Origin of the sequence: Spongiibacter marinus (assembly GCF_016906995.1) — a bacterium.
GTDB lineage: Bacteria > Pseudomonadota > Gammaproteobacteria > Pseudomonadales > Spongiibacteraceae > Spongiibacter > Spongiibacter marinus.
In genome coordinates, this window is the sequence record NZ_JAFBBD010000001.1 from 363,724 (window position 1) to 382,374 (window position 18,651).

The window sequence follows — 18,651 nt, forward strand, 5'->3', positions numbered from 1 at the left end:
ACGCTAAGGACTTGCGACCAAACAGCTCGCAAATGCCTCACCAAGCTGGCGGTAAAAGCCCATAAAGCCGCCAGCTGTCGTGGTCTCACCCGCCATCGGATCCAGCTCGACAACCGGCACGTCCAGTCCCTGCGTCAACACCCTCAACATTGCGGCAGGATATTGCGGCTCGCGAAATACACACTGTATCTCACCCGCCTGCAATTGCTCGCGCAACTCGGCCAGGTGCCGCGCTCCCGCCATACGACCCTCACCACCCGACAGCACCAGCCCGCCACGCAAATTATAGCGAGCCTCAAAACGGGAAAAGCCGTCATGCAAAAACAGATAGCGCTGATCACTTGCTCGCTGCAAGCGGGACGCTAATGATTTGTCATACAGGCGCAGGGCAGAAGTGAGGCGCGCCGCGTTGGCATGGAAGTATGCACTGCGACTGGGCACCCGATCTGACAGCAGCTTAGCGATGCGCCGCGCCATATAGTGAATTTGCTCAACACCCAGCCAGTAGTGGGCATCAACATCGCCGGGCTGGTCATCCGGATACAGAGCAACCGCATGGTCAAAGCGGCGGATGGGCTTGCTGAGGTAGTGCTCCAGCGCGGGCCCAAACCACAGCACCATATCCGCTTTAGCCAAACGACCGAGGTCAGAGCTGCGCAACTGAAAATCGTGAGGTGACGTCGTGGCAGACTGCAGCAACGCTACCTCGGCGGCATCGCCGGCAATGTCGACCACCAACAACTGCAGCGGCTTAACGGTAGTAATCAGTTGCAAGGACGACGCGTAAGCCGGCACAGAAATACAGCAAAAACACAGCAATATCAGCCAGCAGCGGCGCATGATCGACAGTAACCTCAACGTCAGGTGGTGTAACAGAAAGAAAATTGAAATATTATAACATTATTATTTCTACTAGGTGCTGACCAATGCCTACCGAGGCACCCGAGCAACATCACAACCATCAACATTGCATTGATGAAGCCCTGCAGCGTGCGCGTCAGATATGTGCCGCCCGCGGTGCACGACTCACGCCGATTCGCGAGCATGTTCTCAGCCTGATCTGGGAGAGCCACAAACCGGTGGGTGCCTATAGCTTGCTGGAGTCGCTCGATGCACAAAGCGAGCGTCGCAGCACACCCCCCACCGTCTATCGCGCCTTGGATTTTTTACTGGAGCAGGGGCTGGTTCACCGCATTGCGTCGCTCAACGCCTTTGTCGGCTGCGCGGACCCAAGCCACCGGCACTCCGGGCACTTCCTCATTTGCCGGCACTGCAATACCGCCATTGAACTCGACGCTGAGGCGATCGATAGCGCCATCCGCCAAGCCGCCGAGGGGCGCGGCTTCCACGCAGAAGAGCAGTGCGTAGAGGTTGTTGGCAGCTGCCAGCGCTGCCAGGAGCAACCCGAGAGTGCGTGACGGCCAACTTCTGCAGCTTGAAAAGGTGTCCCTTAGCCTCCGCCAGCAAACCCTGCTGTCAGAGATTGACCTGAACCTGGCGAGGCGAGAAATCATGACAATTATCGGCCCGAATGGCGCCGGTAAAAGCACCCTACTGCGCATTGCCCTGGGTCTGCAGCGCCCCGATAGTGGCACCGTGACGCGCGCCCCAGGCCTGCGCATTGGCTATATGCCGCAGCGCCTGAGCATCAATCCACTGATGCCGATCAGCGTTAGTCGCTTTTTACGCATGTCGCAGCAGCGGCGCTGCAGCATCAAGCAGGCGCTGTCCCGCACGGGCATTGCCCACCTGGCTGACCGGCCACTCCACGATATCTCCGGCGGTGAAACTCAGCGGGTGCTACTTAGCCGCGCACTGCTCGCCGAGCCCGAGCTATTGGTACTCGACGAGCCGGCTCAAGGGGTGGACATCACCGGCCAAACCGAACTCTACGAGTTGATTGGCGAGCTGCGAGATCAGCTGGGCTGCGCGGTGTTGATGGTCTCTCACGACCTTCACTGGGTAATGGCGCAGACCGACACTGTTATTTGCCTCAATCAGCACGTTTGCTGCCACGGACACCCAGAGACGGTCAGCAATGATCCGGCTTATTTATCACTTTTCGGCCGTCGTCATGCGGAGGCCATTGCCCTCTATCAACACGACCACGATCACCGCCATGACATGCATGGCGAAGTTGTAAGGGAGAAGGGCGGCGGCCCCTGCCATCATGACTGATATTTTACTCAACGCACTGGCGGCCGGACTGATATTGGCGCTGGTGTGCGGCCCCCTTGGCACGCTGGTCACCTGGCAGCGCATGGCCTACTTTGGTGACACTCTTGCGCACTCGGCACTATTGGGGCTCGCGCTCGGCTTAAGCTGGCAAATACGCTTGGAGTGGGCGGTGTTACTCGCCTGCACCGGCATCGCCGTGCTGCTGTTCGCCCTGCAGTTATGGCGCGACACCGCCCTGGACAGCTTACTGGGCATTCTCTCCCACACCAGCCTGGCACTGGGCTTGGTAGCGCTGTCATTTATGGATGGCCCGGCATTTGACCTCAATAGCTTTTTATTCGGCGACTTGCTGGCGGTAATGCCAGAAGATTTGCGCTTACTGGCGGGCATCGCCACCGTTGTATTGCTATTACTGGGCTGCTACTGGCGCGGCCTGGTGGCGGTAATCGCTCACGCCGAGTTAGCGGCCGTAGAAGGCCGCAATGTGAACGCCCTGCGCCTTTTGTTGATGCTGCTGATTGCCGCAACCGTCGCGGTCGCGATGAAGGTTGTCGGTGTGCTGCTGATCACCGCGATGCTCATTATTCCCGCGTCGGCGGCAGGCAGATTATCCCGCAGCCCTGAGCAGTGTGCGGTAATTGCGATTTTATGCGGCGTCGCAGCGGTGGCCTCAGGGCTGGCAGCCGCCTGGACGTGGGACAGCCCAGGCGGGCCAAGCGTTGTCTTGTGCGCAGCACTGATCTTCGTTGCGGCGCAGTTTAGCCGCGGCTTTCGTCAGGCATAAAAAAACGCCGACTCGCGGCGTTTTTAGCGCTTTTGCTTCTACCCTAATAATGCTCGCGGATCGTCAGGAAGCTGCGCTTCATCTTACTGATGTCTAGCGGCGCCCTGAAAAAGCCAAGGGAATGCCCCTGAGGATTGACTAAGGCAACGTTGGCGCTGTGATCCACCATGTAATCGTCACCGCCGCCCGGCACTTTGGCGAAGGGGATATTCAACGCCGTGGCAAAACGGTGGATCTCGAGAAAATCCCCCGTGATCCCGCGAAATGACGGATGAAAAAACGCTAAGTAGCTGCGCATCTGCTCGGGCGTATCCCGGGCCGGATCAACACTGGCCAGCCAAATTTGAGTGTTCGCCTGAACGTCCGGCTCCAGCTCCTGATACAGCAGCTTGAGCTGGGCCAGGGTGGTGGGGCAGATATCAGGGCAGTAAGTAAAACCGAAGAAAATCAGATTCCACTGGCCTTTGAGGGCCTCCGGGGTCAGCGTTTTCCCCTGTTCATCGAGCAAACTAAACCCGGGAATCATGCGCGGGTTCTCATAGAGGTAGGCCCCCTGATCACGCAGTTCGTCCTTGGTCATCACCCGTGCTTTGGTGAAGGCGTAAAAGAAACCCGCAACCAAGCTGCCGGCAATCAGCAGAATAACTAAAACTGTTAGACGTATGCCGCGCCGCTGCTTATTTGTCGCTTCCGTGGCCTCACTCATAGCCAGACACCTCGTAAATGATCGTTGCGGGCAGCATATAATGATCCAACAACATAACAATAAACAGGGCCATCAAGTAAATAATGGAGTACTTGAAGGTCGCCATCGGCGCTTTCGGGTCATTGCCGCGCAGCAGCACGATAGCCCAGTAAATGAAGCCCGCCCCCAAACAGATCGCCCCCAACAGGTACAACATGCCGCTCATTCCAGTGGCGAAAGGTAGCAGCGTGACCACGAACAACAACAGGGTGTAGAGCAGGGTATGCAATTTGGTGTAACCAATGCCGTGGGTCACCGGCAGCATGGGGATATCGACCTTGGCGTAGTCATCGCGCCGGTGGATCGCTAGCGCCCAGAAGTGTGGCGGCGTCCACACAAAGATAATCAGCACCAGCAGCAGAGCATGGCCGTGAATCTCACCCGTAACCGCCGTCCAGCCCAGTAGCGGCGGCGCCGCACCAGCAATACCACCGATGACAATATTCTGTGGTGTCGCGCGCTTTAAGTACAGGGTATACACCACGGCGTAACCGAGCAGCGAGGCGAGGGTCAACCAAGCCGTCAGGGCATTGATTTCAACTAACAGGATCGCCATTCCTGCAACCCCAAGAACTGCAGCAAAGATCGCCGCATTAACCGTTTTCAAACGCCCCTGCGCAATCGGCCGGTTGTGGGTACGCGCCATAATGAGATCGATACGGCGATCCACCAAGTGATTGACCGCCGCCGCGGCCGCCGCGCACAAGCCAATACCCAGGTTGCCAAACACCAACACCCGCCATGGCACCATGCCGGGGACCGCCATAAACATACCGATGATCGATGTCAGCAGCATGAGAAAGACGACATTCGGCTTACACAGCTCGTAGTAATCGCGCCAACTCACCGCCGACGATTGCGGCTCGGCCTCGGCGACATTTTCCCGACTCATACTCGTACACCCCCACGGTTTACCGTTGCGGTAAACACGCAATAATTCATTGTCACCATTACCAATAGCAGTAGCGCGCCAACCAGGTTATGCGTCACCGCCACAGCAATGGGGAAGTTAAATACTATATTGCTAATACCCAAAAGCACCTGGGCTACGAGCACGGCAAGCATGACCACCGACAGACGTTTCGCAGGCGCCGTCGCCAAGCCGCGCAGTTTCACAAACAAAAACAGCAAGTACAGGCTCGTTATGATCGCGCCGATGCGATGGCTGACATGGATGGCCACCCGCGCGTCGTTGTCCAGCACGCCACCAAGGTAGTTCGGCCCAACCTGCTGAGCGATATTAAAGCCGTTGGCAAAGTCCATCGGCGGCAACCACGCGCCCTGGCAGCGCGGAAAGTCGGGGCAGGCAATGTCGGCGTAATTGGAAGTGGTCCAGCCACCGAGCGCGATTTGGCCGACAACAATCAGCAGCCCGACAACAACCAAAGGCCGCAGTGCGGTCAGCTTTGGCTCAACAATAGCAGGCAATTGCCAGCGCTGATTATTTAATCGCAGGGTAAGCAGCCACAATAAACTGATGGTTGTGAAGCCGCCCAACAGGTGGGCAGTGACCACTTGCGGCCACAGTTTCAGCGTCACCGTCCACATGCCGAACATGCCCTGCAAAATGATGAAGGCCAGCAGAAAAACCGGCAGTTTCAGGGGCTGCTCTGGGCCACGGTTGCGCAGCGCAAACACCAGGATGCCAATGGTGAACAATCCTAGGCTCGTCGCTAAATAACGGTGCACCATCTCCGGCCAGGTCTTGTCGTGCTCCACTGGCATTTCCGGATAGGCTTCATTCGCGCGAGCAACCTCGTGGTCTTCGGTCGGCCATAACACGTGACCATAGCAGCCCGGCCAATCGGGGCAACCCAAGCCGGCGTCAGCCAAACGGGTAAACACCCCCATGCCCAACACAATAATGGCAACCAAGCAGGCACTGAATGCCAGACGAAATCCGGGCTTACGCAAATCGGGACTATTAAACAGCGTCATCTATCTCTCTACCAATCTGTTTTGTATTCGCCAGCACCGCACTACTTAAGCAAGCGGCGCATGTCTTTGAGCACGTCCTTGCCCAGGGTTGTTAACGTTTCCGTGGTGGTATCCTCTGCACGGTAGACCATCATCACCCACCCCAGCGGATCGACAACGTAGAAGCTGTGCTTGTCCAGTGGCGAAGTCGGCAATGCCGAAAAGGCCCTGAGGAAGCGACTGCCATCAACATTTACTACCGTAATGTCACTGTGCTCTTGCTCGATAAAATCGCGAAGCTGTGGCGACAACGGGCCTTCAGTAGCAAGGTAGACGCGCTCGACCCGGTCCGTTTTCTTGCCCAAGGCCACATGTGTCTGCCGCGTTAAATACAGCATGCGCTCGCAAGCGCCCTGGCACTCGCGACCACCGACAACCATAAACACCCAACGCGACTCGGCGGTGTCAAACAGGTATTCGCTGCCATCAACACGGGTCGGCGATAATTCACTAAGCTGCACCGGCGGTTGAATTAAGCTACCGCGATTGACCGTGCCAAAATCCAATACTCGCTTTTGCGCCAACAAAAACATTACGCTGGACACGGCAATAACCAGCACCGGAATGGCAAGAATTAGCGCAACCTGCTTTTTACTACCTGAAGGCAGCTCCGACGTCATGATTTTCCCTCTTGTTTTAAACGCTGTTTAATTACCGCCAGCACATTGCTGTTGCGAATTAAAAATATCACCGCCAACATCGCCGCCATCGCAAACCACTGAACGGCATAGCCGTGGTGCTTTTGTGGCGAAACGTTGATCAGCACACGATCTGTACGTAGCGCAGCCGGGCTGCGTTCACTCAGGCGCATTACCGTCGGTAATACCCCATCTATTTCCCGCGCGACCTCGTCGGCATCGAACCACTGCTGACGCCGTGGCCAGTTTGTCGGCGACTCTTCTCCTAAGCTGAACGGCTCTTCCAGCGATTTATATAGCTCACCCTGTAGACGAAGCTTGCCCTCAGGCCACGTAATCTGCGGCAAGGTTTGGCGGCTCGGATCAGCAGCAATCCAGCCGCGTTCGACAAGCACTTTACGTCCATCAGCCAAATTCAGGAGCGCGATTATCTCATAACCGAATTGCCCCTGCCTGATCCGATTGTCCAATAACCAGTATCGTTGGGTGTCAAATTGTCCCAGGGCGAAAACCGGGCGGTAATTCGGGTAGTCGTTAAGCGCGGCGATATCCACGGCGGCTTGTTGCCGACGCTCCTGAGCGGCCGTTAATAGCTGCTGCTTCTCGTCAGCACGCTGCAGCTGCCAAAAGCCCAACCGTATCGTCAGGGGCAGAGCCAACAAGATAACGATCAAAGACTTCCAGTCGAGCGACCATTGCAAAGGCGTGCGCGTGTAAGGCATGTCGAGATTCCGATTGTGTATACTGCGGCAAACGCTATGGGAGAGTTCTAATGTGGTTAAAAGTCGTCATTGTAGTGCTATTTATTGCACTGTGTTTCAGCCTGTTCAGCGGCCTGTTTTTTCTATTTAAAGATCGCGGCACAACGATGCGCACCTGGCAGTCACTGAGCGTGCGCCTAGCGATTGCGACGCTGCTGATGGGCTTTCTGTTTTATGGGGTCTATACCGGCCAGCTTGGCTCAAAGGCTCCCTGGGATCAGCGCTACCTGGATGACGGCCGCGCCACACGCTAAGCACCACATAAAAAAACGGCCGGAAACGCCTATTTGCCATGCAAACTCACGTATCCGGCCGTTTTCGGCGTCACTAAACGCTACTTACAAGATATAGACAAACAGGAACAGGAATACCCATACCACGTCTACAAAGTGCCAGTACCAAGACGACGCTTCAAAGCCAAACTGATCATCGGCGGTGAAATGCCCCTTGCTTGTTGAACGCAGCCACTGGATCAGCAGCATGACGGTACCCATCGCCACGTGGAAGCCGTGGAAGCCGGTCAACATGAAGAACGTTGTGCCGTAAACACCGCTGTTCAGCTTGATGCCATATTCAAACAAGGCTTCGTGGTATTCCATGTACTGCAGGTACAGGAAGATCGCACCCAGCGCCACAGTAATGAACAACCACAGGTTAAACTTCTTGCGGTTGTTTTCCTTGATGCCCATGTGAGCAATGTGGCAAGTGAAGCTGGAGGTCAGCAGGATGATGGTGTTGTACAGCGGCAGCCAGTGGCCGATGTTAGCAAAACCAGGGAAAGACAAGTGCTTCTCTGCACCGGTAAATTCACCATTGTTCGCCAGATGCCCCGCAGCCGCCTGACCGGAAACACCACCAATGGCGTCCTGAGGCGTTTCCATCAACGGCCAGCTGTACTCAAAGCCCGGCCATAGCAGCGTGTTCATCGCACCATCGCCTTCGCCCGCCAGCCATGGGCCAGCCAGGTTACGAATGTAGAACAGTGCGCCAAAGAAGGCTGCAAAGAACATCACTTCCGAGAAGATAAACCACTGCATGCCAATCACGTAAGAGTGCTTGAGCTGAGCACTGTTCATGCCCTGGCGGTTTTCACGAATAGTGGTTGCGAACCATACCCACAGGGTGGCGGCGAAGTACGCCAAACCTGCAAACAGGATAAAACTAGAGTTGGTTTCTTCACCGGGGCGATAGCTGGCGTCGTTAATTACGCTGGCCGCGCCATAAACCGAAGCTACCAAACCGATAGTTGCGTTGATAGCAAGGCTACTTTTCTCCGGCACGTAATAGGTTTCGTGCCCGGCATTGCTTTGACCCGCCATGATTAATTCTCCGTTTTCTCGCTTGAGAAAAATCTCTTTCTATTTAGACGCCGCAACAGAATCCTGCTTTGCGGCCATCTCGGTTACGTCAAAAATCGTGTAGGAAAGGGTGATTACGTGTATGTCTTTGGGCAGATCCCGGTCGACAATAAAACGCAACGGCATATCGGCTTCTTTGCCGGCATCCAGCGGTTGCTGGTTAAAACAGAAGCACTCGGTCTTGTGAAAGTACTCTGCCGCACGCGAGGGAACGATGCTGGGAATGGTCTGCGATACCATATAGTGGCTCTGGGTGTTCTTGGCGTAGAACGTCACCATCGCAGGCTCACCGGGATGAACCTCTACCTGACTGGTATTCGGGCCAAACTCCCAGGGCATCAGCTCGTTATTTTGCGCGACAAACTGCACTTTTACCGTGCGGCTTTCGTCAACCGCACTGTCAACCACTTCATAGCGGCCACCTGTCTTACCGTTGATACCCAACACCTCACAAAGTGCATTGTAAAGTGGTGGCATCACCCACATGGCAAAGGCAAACATTGCGACAACAAGCACCAGTAACTTACCAGTGGTTTGAATAACGTTACGCTGCGTTGCATTTGCCATGTTTCCGACTCCTCTTACTTAACTTCCGGTGGTGTGCTGAAAGTATGGTAAGGCGCCGGGCTAGGTACGGTCCACTCCAGAGTGGTTGCACCATCCCAAACTTTGTCGTCGTTGACCGGCTTGCCGTGCGTGATGGTCCGAACAATGTTGAACAGGAACAACAGCTGGCTAGAGCCATAGATGAATGCACCGATAGACGACATCATGTTGAAGTCAGCAAACATCAGGTTGTAGTCAGGGATACGACGCGGCATACCTGCCAAGCCCACGAAATGCTGCGGGAAGAAGGTCAGGTTGAAACCTATGAATGAAACCCAGAAGTGCACTTTACCCATGGTTTCGTTGTACATTTTGCCTGTCCACTTAGGCAGCCAGTAGTACACGGCAGAAGACAGAGCAAAGATCGCACCCGCCACCATGGTGTAGTGGAAGTGAGCAACAACGAAGTAGCTGTCGTGGTATTGGAAGTCAGCCGGCGCAATCGCCAACATCAGACCCGAGAAACCACCCACGGTGAACAGGAATACCTTGGCGATAGCAAACAGCATCGGCGTTTCAAGGGTAATAGACCCCTTGAACATCGTGGTAATCCAGTTGAACACCTTCGCCGCCGTTGGTACTGCGATCAGCATAGTGGCGTACATAAAGAATAGCTCACCAGCGATCGGCAGACCTACTGTGTACATGTGGTGAGCCCACACGATGAACGATAGGAAAGCGATAGAAGCCGTCGCGTAAACCATCGAAGCATAGCCGAACAGAGGTTTGCGCGAGAAGGTTGGGATAACCTCAGACACCACACCAAAGGCAGGCAGAATGATGATGTATACCTCGGGGTGACCGAAGAACCAGAACACGTGCTGGAACAGAACAGGGTCACCGCCACCCGCTGCTGAGAAGAAGCTGGTACCGAAGTGAATATCCATCAACATCATGGTAACTGCGCCAGCCAGTACGGGCATTACCGCAACCAGCAAGAAAGCAGTGATCAACCACGTCCACACGAACATCGGCATTTTCATGTAGGTCATGCCAGGCGCGCGCATGTTCACAACCGTAGCGATAATGTTGATCGAGCCCATAATGGACGAGATACCCATCGCGTGTACGGCGAAAATGAAGAAGGTCACGCTCGGTGGCGCATAGGTCGTCGACAGCGGCGCGTAGAATGTCCAACCGAAGTTAGGACCGCCACCTTCCATGAACAAGGTAGACGCCAACAACAGGAATGTGGGCGGCAGGATCCAGAAGGACCAGTTGTTCATACGCGGCAGTGCCATATCTGGCGCGCCGATCATCATTGGAATCATCCAGTTCGCCAAACCGACGAAGGCCGGCATAATGGCGCCGAATACCATGACCAGGCCGTGCATGGTGGTCATCTGGTTGAAGAACTCCGGCTCAACAATTTGCAAACCGGGTTGGAACAGCTCTGCTCGAATAATCATGGCGAACGAGCCGCCAAGCAGGAACATAGCGAAACTGAACCACAAGTACATCGAGCCGATGTCTTTGTGGTTGGTGGTGGTTAACCACCGGGTCAAACCTTTAGCAGGTCCGTGAGCACCCATGGTGAATCCTCCTACTGACCTTTCTTGAAGTTATACACATCGATCGGCTGTACCTTGTCACCCATATTGTTGCCAAAGGCATTACGGGTATAGGTAACGACTGCCGCCAAGTCGACGTCGTTCAGCTGACCACCAAAGGCCTGCATCGCAGAACCTGGGACGCCGTTAACCAGCACATCGATGTGCGCAGTAACTTCGCCGGTAGCAATAGGGCTATTGGCAATGGGTTTACCCACACCGCCTTCACCGTTGGCACCGTGACAAGCCATACAAGAGCGGTTGTAAATGCCCTTGCCGCGCTCAACCAGCTCATCCATAGAGAAGGTTTGCGCCATCAGCTTTTTGATCTCAGCGGCCTCAGCTTGCTTAGTCGCCATCCACGCTTTGTATTCAGGCTCTTCAACAACGTTGACAACGATCGGCATAAAGCCGTGATCGCGACCACACAGCTCGGCACACTGGCCGCGGTATACACCGGTTTCAGTCGGCTTGGTCCACGCCTCGTTGATGAAGCCCGGAATCGCATCACGCTTAACGGCCAGTGCAGGTACCCACCACGCATGCAGCACGTCGTTTGCAGTGACGAGGAAGCGAACTTTGGTATCAACCGGAATCACCAGCGGCTCATCTACTTCGATCAAGTAGTTCGAACCCTTGGCTTCGGTGTTACCGATTTCAGCTTTGTCAGTCAGCAGGTTAGAGAAGAAGCTGACATTGTCGCCTTCGGGATTAATGTACTCGTACTTCCACTTCCACTGATAGCCGGTGATCAGAACGTCAAGCTCTGCATCATCGGTGTCATAAATTTCAATCAGGGTGCTGGTCGCAGGCACAGCCATAACGATCAACAGCAGGAATGGCACGACGGTCCATGCGATTTCCAACTTAGTGTTTTCGTGGAAAGTGGCTGGTTCTTCGTGACGCTCTTTGCGATAGGCAAAAACCGAGTAGAACATCACGCCAAAGACGATAATGCCTACTACCACACACACCCAAAACACAAACATGTGCAGGTCGTAGATTTTGGCACCAACTTCCGTTACGCCCGGCGTCATATTTGTTTGCCAACGCTGGGGGTTACCCTCCGTCGCCCATGCGCCAGTACTAAGCAGGCTAAGCAGCATCAGCACAGGACAAAGCGCCAGCTTATACAGCCGTTTCGCTTGTTGATACATCTCCCGTGTCTCCGTATAAGTTATAAGAATCCCTTCGCCGATCGACGACAGGCAGACACGCTAGACGCTTTCTTATATATGGAACGCAGTTGCGAACTCACGGTCAGAACAGCTATACGGACGCAAAAACGCTGCCCTGGCCCACCGCCAAGCAACGTCACTCCCCCCGAAATTGCGCGCTTGCCCACACCGAAATAGCTTTGGGTGCGACAAAACGCCGCAATTATAAACCTGAAGAAACCAGCAAGGCTACTCCGAAACACCGAAGGGCGCGCTCACCGGGGCGCCAAATTAACGCGCAGTCCGTGAAAATATACCAGTTAGAGCATTATTACCCAGCGCACACCACTAGATATAGGCAATGAGAAAAGCCGCACCGTTTAAAAAATAGACGGTGAGATGCACCGCAGCTGTGCACATCCGCGCCAGCCGATTACACTTGCGGCAACGCCGAGATGCCAGAAACATGCCCAACACCCCCACAACCACACCCTTGAATGCGAAAATTTGGTCGCTAGCCTGGCCAATGATTCTCGCCAACTTATCAGTGCCACTACTCGGCTTGGTCGACACCGCCGTGCTCGGCCACCTTGCTGACAGCCGTCACCTCAGCGCCGTGGCGATCGGCGCAAGCATTCTGTCACTGTGTTACTGGACCTTCGGCTTCCTGCGCATGGGTACCACCGGCGCCAGCGCCCAAAGCCTTGAGCATAGCGACAGCCTACTAATCAAAGCCGTACTACTCGGCCTGGCGCTCGGCAGCGTAGTTTGGCTGATATCGCCAGCATTGCGGTCGCCCGGCCTGACCTTAATGAATGCAGAGGGCCATTTACGGCCACTGGCCGACAGCTATTTGCAGATCCGCCTAATCAGCGCGCCGGCCGCGCTTGCCAGTTACGCAATCACCGGCTGGCTACTCGGGCAACAGCAGGCACGCTGGCCACTGGCAATTGCCCTGTTTACCAACATCCTGAACATCTTTTTGGATTTGTTGCTGATTGTCGGCCTGAACATGGCCAGTGAGGGCGCCGCAATCGCCAGCGCTATCAGCGAATACGCTGGTTTCACCCTCGGCCTCTATGCCGTTCGACAGCCCCTTGGTAGCGCCATACGACGGGGCCTGCTCAATAGTCTGAAAAGAGGCATGCCGATGCGGCGCCTGCTGAGCGCCAATGCACAAATTCTTGTTCGCACCGCCGCACTATTATTCAGTTTCAGCTTCTTTACCGCACAGGGAGCCAAACACGGCGAAGTGATTTTGGCGGCCAACACAATTTTAATGCAGCTCGCACTGGCCGCCGCCTACGGTATGGACGGCTTCGCCCATGCGGCAGAAGCGCTAGCCGGCCGCGCTTACAAACAGGCCGACAGGGGCGCCTTTCTGGAGGTTTGTAAAACCTGTGGCCGCTGGTCATTGTATTCTGCCTTGTCGGCGAGCCTGATCCTCGCCACCGGCAAACCACTCATCCTGTCACTGATGACCAGCATCGCTGATGTTCAGGCCACCGCCAACCACTACTACCCCTGGCTGATCGCGCTGCCACTGCTAAGCGTGGCCAGTTATTGTTACGACGGCATTTTTATCGGGGCGCTGCGCACCGGCGCCATGCAGTACTGCATGCTGTTCAGCGTATTTGTTGTGTACCTGCCACTGTGGTGGGCATGCACGGCCTGGGGCAACCACGGCCTCTGGCTGGCCTTTGCAGCCTTCAATGCCACACGCGGCATCACACTGGCCGCGTGTTTCTTCTGGTTATTCTCAGAAAAACGCTGGAAGCACAGCACACCCATCGGTAACACTTCTTCTCGATAAAGATGCAAGCACATTTGCTGAATTTCACTAACTTTTTATGATAAATCAACAAAACCTCATCCAAACAGAAAAACCGAGCGTAACCACTGTTACAAAATTTGTTTCGCTTGGTAGCATGCCTTCCAACAGACATGCCCGTACTCTGAGGTTTTTAAAATGAAAGTTTTCCCTCTCGTTGCTCTTTTCACTAGCTTGGCGACTTTTTCAGCGGGAAGCCAAGCGGCCTGCGCCCTGGCCGCGATAATGGGTGCGCCAGCGCTGCCCGCTAGCGATACCAACAACCTGGAGCGCCTGGAAGACTTGCGCGACAGCGTTGATAGTTATTTGACTAGCGCCAGCGCGCGCCTGGAGTCTTGCACAGGCTCTGATCCGTTCGTGTATAACTACGCCGTTGATCGCCTAGAGGATTACGCCAGCGCCTTCAATGCTTTAGCCCAACGCCACAACACGCAGATCATCGCATCGAACTAATTGCGCATCAGCGTTGGCGATCGCAGGTCAACGCGGCCGCGGCGTTTTTTATCAACGCTTCGGCCCGCCGCGCTGCGGGGCCTGCCAGCTCCCGCTCTGGCAATACAATGAAGAGTTCGGCGAAACGTTCGCGACCCTCGTTCAGCGGCAGCGGCTTGAGTAACCCGCTGTTGAGCGGTTCTTGAATCACAACTTCAGGCAACCAAGCAAAGCCCACCCCCCGGCACACGGCTTGCACTGAAAAATCGATTCGACTCACCGTCAAGCGCTGCGCGGCCTCGAGCCACCCGGAGTCCCTGCGACGTCGCGCCCCGGAGTCGCGCACCACAACCTGACGATGGGCACGCAGGTCCTGGTAACTCAGCGCTCGGTCAAGCTGGTGCAGGGCATGGTCGCGGTGTGCGACAGCAATGAACCGGACTCTCAACAGCGGGTCCCCCAAAAAGCCCGGCGGAACAATGCCCGTGATCGCGAGGTCACATCGCTGTTCCAGCAATGCTTCCTCGGCGCCACTGAGCACCGTTTCCACGCACTCCAGGCGCGTTTCCGGGCATTCGACAGCCAGCTGCTCAAGGCAATCCAACATGGCGGATTGCGGAAATAACGCGTCGCTGACAATCCGCAGCTGCGGCTCCCAACCCTGGGCGAGGGTTACTGCAGACGCCTCCACCCGCAACGCCTCATCGAGCAGGGCGCGACCGCGGCGGTAAAAAAGCTGTCCGGCGTCGGTCAACTCGGCTTTACGACCCTTTATTTCAAACAGGGCGACCGCCAGTTGCTCTTCAAGCTTTTGAATCGCATACGTAACGGCCGACTGACTCTTGTGTAATTTTTCCGCCGCTTTGGAGTAGCTCCCCTCATCCACTACCGCCATAAAACAGTGCCACTGGTCGAGATTCGTTCGAGGTCCGCGCATAATACATCAACTTATTCGATTGTTTAGCCGCTAAAATTGCGCTTTTTAAACAATTAAATCAATAGTTAACTACTCCCATCGCAACTCACCACACGTAGCAACGGGAGGCACCATGCCTAATATTCTCTACATCAGCAGCAGCCTGTCAGGCGAACAGGGACATTCCAGCCAAATGGCACAAGAGTTCATCGCGGGCCGGCGCGCCCAAGGCGAGTCAATCAACGTGATCCACCGCGACCTGCACGCACAGGCATTGCCTCACCTGGACGCACAGCGCTTCGCCGCACTGACCACTGCGCCAGAAAACCGTTCAGCAGAGCAGTCTGCCATCGCGGATCAATCCGACGCACTCATTGCAGAAGTCCGCAGCGCCGACGAAATTGTCATTGCAATGCCCCTGTACAACTTGGGTGTACCGTCAACATTTAAGGCGTGGATCGACCATATTGCCCGGGCAGGGGAGACCTTCCTCTATACAGAAAATGGCCCGCAGGGTTTGCTCCATGACCGCCCCGTGCACATTTTTGCGGCCCGCGGTGGCCAGTATGTCGGCACCGCAATGGATACCCAGAGCCCCTATCTGCGCCATATTTTCGGCCTTATGGGCATTGAGTCTATCCACTTCATTTACGCCGAAGGGCTAAACATGGGACCAGAAACCGCCGACCAAGCCAGGCAGCACGCCCGCGAGGCGATGTTTAAACACGCCTCTTAAATTTAGAGTGAGGAGTTAGGTATGACACAGCGAACCGTTACTCGCCGTATTACCGCTCGCGACACCCGCGATGGCGCGGGGGTCAGCCTCAAGCGTAGCCTGGGCAGCACCCCCGGAGATCGCATAGACCCCTTTCTAATGCTCGATGAGTTCTACTCCGACCGCGCAGAGGACTACATAGCCGGTTTTCCCGCCCACCCTCATCGCGGCTTTGAAACTGTGACCTACATGCTCGCCGGAAACATGCAACACCGCGACCATATGGGAAATGAAGGCAACCTCGGGCCGGGAGATGTGCAGTGGATGACGGCCGGGCGGGGAGTGATTCACTCGGAAATGCCTCAGCAGCGCGAGGGTTTGCTGCGCGGCTTTCAGCTATGGGTAAACTTACCGGCTGATGAGAAAATGCGACCGGCTGTGTATCAAGACATCAACTCAGCGCGCATTCCGGTGTATCACGGTGAAGGTTTCTCTCTCCATCATATCGCCGGAGAACTTGCGCTGCCCAGCGGGCACAGCCTGGGCTACGTTAACGGCGTAGATGGGCAGCAATACAGTACCCAACCGGTCTACGCCGACATCCGCTTTACGTCGACGCAGGCACTTAAGCTTGGTCTGCCTGCTGGTCACAACGCCGCGGTGTACTGCTATGACGGCAGCCTGGAAATCGGCGGGGAGCGTATTTGTGCTGGAACCGCAGCGCTACTCAGCCCAGGCGACAGCGTAATACTTGATGGCGAGCCAGGTAGCGGCGCGCTATTGATAGCCGGTAAACCCATTGGCGAACCGGTGGTGCAATACGGCCCCTTTGTGATGAACAGCAACACGGAAATTGAGCAAGCGCTGCGCGACTATCGCGACGGCACCCTCACTGACTAGGGCGGCGTTGAATCGTCGCTCTTTGTCCCCATCTAAACACTGACAGCAGCTTAGCTAGGGGCGTATAGTATTCACAAATGGAGGAAGTACAATGAGCAACAGTATTCGCGTCCGTGACATCATGACCAGCCCCGCACCCTTTGTGCGCATGCACACACCACTGGGGGAAGTCGTCGACACCCTATTGCGCAGCCGGGTTATGGGCCTGCCCGTATTAGACGATAACGACCGCGTTGTCGGCTTCGTCTCTGAACAGGATTGCATCCATTCTATGCTGGTCAGCAGCTACCACTGTGAAGGCGTGCCGAACGTTGACGATGTCATGCACAACGAGGTGCTTGCCGTCGAAGCCGAACAGAATATTGTCGACCTCGCGCAAAATATGGGTAAGAACAAACCCAAACTCTACCCAGTGATTGAAGACGGCAAACTTCTCGGCTTGATTACCCGCAGTGCCATCTTGAGTGCGCTTTGGGAAAACCGCGCACACTGCGACTCTCAATGACCGCCGCTCAAGCGCTCACCACCGCCACCCTGTGCGCCATACTCGGCGCCTGTGGCAGCGGTCAGTACGATCAACAACGAGAGTGGGCCCTGCAAGAGTGCGACAAAATACTCGACCCCGATGATCGCCACCACTGCCGGCAAGACACCCCTCACTACCTGCGCTAACGACTTCGCAACCAGACATCGGAGATCATGGTAAGTCGCATCGCCCCAGCTACACTAGTGCCTATTCATTACCGTTTGATAGTTACAGTCCTCGGCAGCAGCTCTGCACCGAGTCAAACACAAGCTATATAACAACACTGCCGTTCCGCGGTGGACACATGCATCTTGATAAGGAGTGCTACGTGAGCGAAACCCAATATGAAATCATCGTCTTTGGCGCCAGCAGTTTCGTTGGTCAGATTATCTGCGAATACTTGAGCACCTACCAAAGCGAAGACACGCCCTTACGCTGGGCAATGGCGGGGCGGAGCGAGAGTAAACTGCAGGCAACCCGCGATGCGCTGAGCGGCGAGAAGCCGGACATTATATTGGCAGACTCAAACGACGAGGCATCACTGCGCCAGCTCGTTGAAAAAACCCGTGTTGTTCTCAGCACCGTTGGCCCCTACGCGCTTTACGGCGAGCCTCTGGTAAAGGTCTGCGCCGAGACTGGCACCGACTACTGCGACCTGACCGGCGAGGTGCACTGGATTCGTCAAATGGTGGATCGCTACCAAACCACCGCCCAACAATCCGGCGCGCGCATCGTACATTGCTGCGGCTTTGACTCCATCCCCTCCGACCTCGGCGTCCTCTTCACGCAGCAGCAATTCGAGCAACGCCACGGCAAACCGAGCAGCGACATTCGTATGCGCGTGAAAGCTGCCAAGGGTGGCTTGTCTGGCGGCACCTTCGCCAGCTTACTCAACGTAATGAAAGAAGCCTCCAAGGACCCAGCGCTGCGCAAGCAAATGGCCGACCCCTATCTAATTGCTACCGACGCGTCCTACAGCGCTCGTCAACGCAACCCAGGCCTGGCCGAACACGACCCCGTTACCGGGCGATGGATGTCACCCTTCATCATGGCGGCAATCAACACCCGCGTGGTTCACCGCAGCAATGCCTTACTGGCCTCCAAATATGGCGAAAATTTTCGCTATGAAGAAACCATGCTCACGGGCAAGGGGCTGTCCGGCCGCCTCAGCGCCTACGGTATTGGTAGCGGCCTGGCCGCATTCATGGTTGGCGCAGCGATAAAACCCAGCCGCTGGCTGCTGGAAAAGCTTCTTCCCGCGCCGGGCGAAGGCCCCAGCCCTGAAGACCAACTGAATGGCTTCTTTGATATGCGCTTCTACGCCCTTGAAGACGGCAGCAGCAAACTGCAGTGCAAGGTGACCGGTGACCGCGACCCCGGCTATGGCTCAACCGCCAAAATGATCTCTCAAGCTGCACTGTGTTTGGCGCGCGACATCGATGCCAAGCAATGCGATGGCGGCATCTGGACACCGGCGAGCAGCATGGGCACCACACTGCAGGGTCGCTTAGAAAGCTACGCTGGATTACGCTTTGATGTTGTGGATGGCTAACGCCATTCCATACAGGGAGGGCGAA

The 18,651-nt window shown here is 55.7% G+C and carries 22 protein-coding genes; 11 read left to right on the forward strand and 11 right to left on the reverse strand.

All coding sequences use genetic code 11. The annotated features are described in order from the left end of the window. Positions 1–3: 3 nt before the first annotated feature. A complete protein-coding gene (locus HNR64_RS01730) occupies positions 4–840 on the reverse strand; it encodes a metal ABC transporter solute-binding protein, Zn/Mn family (protein WP_204994882.1) in 837 nt (278 codons plus the stop codon). An 86-nt stretch (positions 841–926) separates the two neighbouring features. Between HNR64_RS01730 and HNR64_RS01735 the strand changes: the two genes are divergently transcribed. Genes HNR64_RS01735 through HNR64_RS01745 form a run of 3 tightly spaced genes read left to right on the forward strand, consistent with a single transcriptional unit; the run spans position 927 to position 2,962 of the window. Next, a complete protein-coding gene (locus HNR64_RS01735; protein ID WP_204994883.1) occupies positions 927–1,418 on the forward strand; it encodes a Fur family transcriptional regulator in 492 nt (163 codons plus the stop codon). Further along, positions 1,411–2,178 (forward strand): zinc ABC transporter ATP-binding protein ZnuC, encoded by a 768-nt coding sequence (gene znuC, locus HNR64_RS01740; RefSeq protein ID WP_204994884.1) that lies wholly within the window; start codon positions 1,411–1,413, stop codon positions 2,176–2,178. Before HNR64_RS01735 ends, znuC begins: the two co-directional genes overlap by 8 nt. After that, the gene (locus HNR64_RS01745; protein WP_027873381.1) at positions 2,171–2,962 is read left to right on the forward strand and encodes a metal ABC transporter permease; all 792 of its coding nucleotides are present in this window, start codon (positions 2,171–2,173) and stop codon (positions 2,960–2,962) included. The genes znuC and HNR64_RS01745 overlap by 8 nt, the downstream gene beginning before the upstream one ends. A gap of 43 nt (positions 2,963–3,005) precedes the next feature. Here HNR64_RS01745 and HNR64_RS01750 read toward each other — a convergent pair whose 3' ends face one another. Genes HNR64_RS01750 through HNR64_RS01770 form a run of 5 tightly spaced genes read right to left on the reverse strand, consistent with a single transcriptional unit; the run spans position 3,006 to position 7,044 of the window. After that, a complete protein-coding gene (locus HNR64_RS01750) occupies positions 3,006–3,668 on the reverse strand; it encodes an SCO family protein (protein WP_204994885.1) in 663 nt (220 codons plus the stop codon). Then, entirely contained in the window at positions 3,661–4,599 is a 939-nt protein-coding gene (gene cyoE / locus HNR64_RS01755; protein ID WP_027873383.1) for a heme o synthase, read from the reverse strand. The genes HNR64_RS01750 and cyoE overlap by 8 nt, the downstream gene beginning before the upstream one ends. After that, on the reverse strand, positions 4,596–5,645 hold the full coding sequence (locus HNR64_RS01760; protein ID WP_204994886.1) for a COX15/CtaA family protein: 1,050 nt from the start codon (positions 5,643–5,645) through the stop codon (positions 4,596–4,598). The genes cyoE and HNR64_RS01760 overlap by 4 nt, the downstream gene beginning before the upstream one ends. 41 nt (positions 5,646–5,686) lie before the next feature. Beyond that, positions 5,687–6,304 (reverse strand): hypothetical protein, encoded by a 618-nt coding sequence (locus tag HNR64_RS01765; RefSeq protein WP_204994887.1) that lies wholly within the window; start codon positions 6,302–6,304, stop codon positions 5,687–5,689. Then, positions 6,301–7,044, reverse strand: coding sequence for an SURF1 family protein (locus HNR64_RS01770; RefSeq protein ID WP_204994888.1), 744 nt, complete (start codon positions 7,042–7,044; stop codon positions 6,301–6,303). Before HNR64_RS01770 ends, HNR64_RS01765 begins: the two co-directional genes overlap by 4 nt. Before the next feature lie 50 nt (positions 7,045–7,094). Here HNR64_RS01770 and HNR64_RS01775 point away from each other — a divergent pair, with 50 nt between their 5' ends. Further along, positions 7,095–7,337, forward strand: coding sequence for a DUF2909 domain-containing protein (locus HNR64_RS01775; RefSeq protein ID WP_027873386.1), 243 nt, complete (start codon positions 7,095–7,097; stop codon positions 7,335–7,337). Positions 7,338–7,421: 84 nt separating this feature from the next. Here HNR64_RS01775 and HNR64_RS01780 read toward each other — a convergent pair whose 3' ends face one another. From HNR64_RS01780 to coxB, 4 genes are read right to left on the reverse strand one after another with little or no spacing between them, the layout of a single operon-like run. Continuing rightward, positions 7,422–8,402 carry a cytochrome c oxidase subunit 3 gene (locus tag HNR64_RS01780; RefSeq protein WP_204994889.1) on the reverse strand — a complete coding sequence of 327 codons (981 nt, stop codon included), beginning with the start codon at positions 8,400–8,402 and terminating at the stop codon, positions 7,422–7,424. A gap of 39 nt (positions 8,403–8,441) precedes the next feature. After that, complete coding sequence (locus HNR64_RS01785) at positions 8,442–9,008, reverse strand: cytochrome c oxidase assembly protein (RefSeq protein ID WP_027873388.1); 567 nt, start codon at positions 9,006–9,008, stop codon at positions 8,442–8,444. A gap of 14 nt (positions 9,009–9,022) precedes the next feature. Then, positions 9,023–10,579: a cytochrome c oxidase subunit I gene (gene ctaD, locus HNR64_RS01790; RefSeq protein WP_027873389.1), complete on the reverse strand. Its 1,557-nt coding sequence runs from the start codon at positions 10,577–10,579 to the stop codon at positions 9,023–9,025. 11 nt (positions 10,580–10,590) lie between these two features. Next, the gene (coxB, locus tag HNR64_RS01795; protein WP_204994890.1) at positions 10,591–11,754 is read right to left on the reverse strand and encodes a cytochrome c oxidase subunit II; all 1,164 of its coding nucleotides are present in this window, start codon (positions 11,752–11,754) and stop codon (positions 10,591–10,593) included. A gap of 466 nt (positions 11,755–12,220) precedes the next feature. Here coxB and HNR64_RS01800 point away from each other — a divergent pair, with 466 nt between their 5' ends. Then, the gene (locus HNR64_RS01800) at positions 12,221–13,567 is read left to right on the forward strand and encodes an MATE family efflux transporter (protein ID WP_239547421.1); all 1,347 of its coding nucleotides are present in this window, start codon (positions 12,221–12,223) and stop codon (positions 13,565–13,567) included. Between the two features lie 156 nt (positions 13,568–13,723). Next, complete coding sequence (locus tag HNR64_RS01805) at positions 13,724–14,038, forward strand: hypothetical protein (protein WP_204994891.1); 315 nt, start codon at positions 13,724–13,726, stop codon at positions 14,036–14,038. 7 nt (positions 14,039–14,045) lie between these two features. Here the strand turns inward: HNR64_RS01805 and HNR64_RS01810 are convergent, their stop codons facing one another. After that, positions 14,046–14,954 carry a LysR family transcriptional regulator gene (locus HNR64_RS01810; RefSeq protein ID WP_204994892.1) on the reverse strand — a complete coding sequence of 303 codons (909 nt, stop codon included), beginning with the start codon at positions 14,952–14,954 and terminating at the stop codon, positions 14,046–14,048. Between the two features lie 112 nt (positions 14,955–15,066). On the opposite strand from HNR64_RS01810, the gene HNR64_RS01815 reads away from it, so the two are divergent. The 5 genes from HNR64_RS01815 to HNR64_RS01835 all read left to right on the forward strand — a co-directional run bounded on the left by HNR64_RS01815 (position 15,067) and on the right by HNR64_RS01835 (position 18,626). Continuing rightward, positions 15,067–15,669 (forward strand): FMN-dependent NADH-azoreductase, encoded by a 603-nt coding sequence (locus HNR64_RS01815; protein ID WP_204994893.1) that lies wholly within the window; start codon positions 15,067–15,069, stop codon positions 15,667–15,669. A 21-nt stretch (positions 15,670–15,690) separates the two neighbouring features. Then, positions 15,691–16,548 carry a pirin family protein gene (locus tag HNR64_RS01820; RefSeq protein ID WP_204994894.1) on the forward strand — a complete coding sequence of 286 codons (858 nt, stop codon included), beginning with the start codon at positions 15,691–15,693 and terminating at the stop codon, positions 16,546–16,548. A gap of 91 nt (positions 16,549–16,639) precedes the next feature. Continuing rightward, the gene (locus HNR64_RS01825; protein WP_036255781.1) at positions 16,640–17,053 is read left to right on the forward strand and encodes a CBS domain-containing protein; all 414 of its coding nucleotides are present in this window, start codon (positions 16,640–16,642) and stop codon (positions 17,051–17,053) included. Next, complete coding sequence (locus tag HNR64_RS01830) at positions 17,050–17,220, forward strand: hypothetical protein (protein ID WP_204994895.1); 171 nt, start codon at positions 17,050–17,052, stop codon at positions 17,218–17,220. The genes HNR64_RS01825 and HNR64_RS01830 overlap by 4 nt, the downstream gene beginning before the upstream one ends. A 182-nt stretch (positions 17,221–17,402) precedes the next feature. Next, a complete protein-coding gene (locus HNR64_RS01835; protein WP_204994896.1) occupies positions 17,403–18,626 on the forward strand; it encodes a saccharopine dehydrogenase NADP-binding domain-containing protein in 1,224 nt (407 codons plus the stop codon). Positions 18,627–18,651 lie beyond the last annotated feature (25 nt).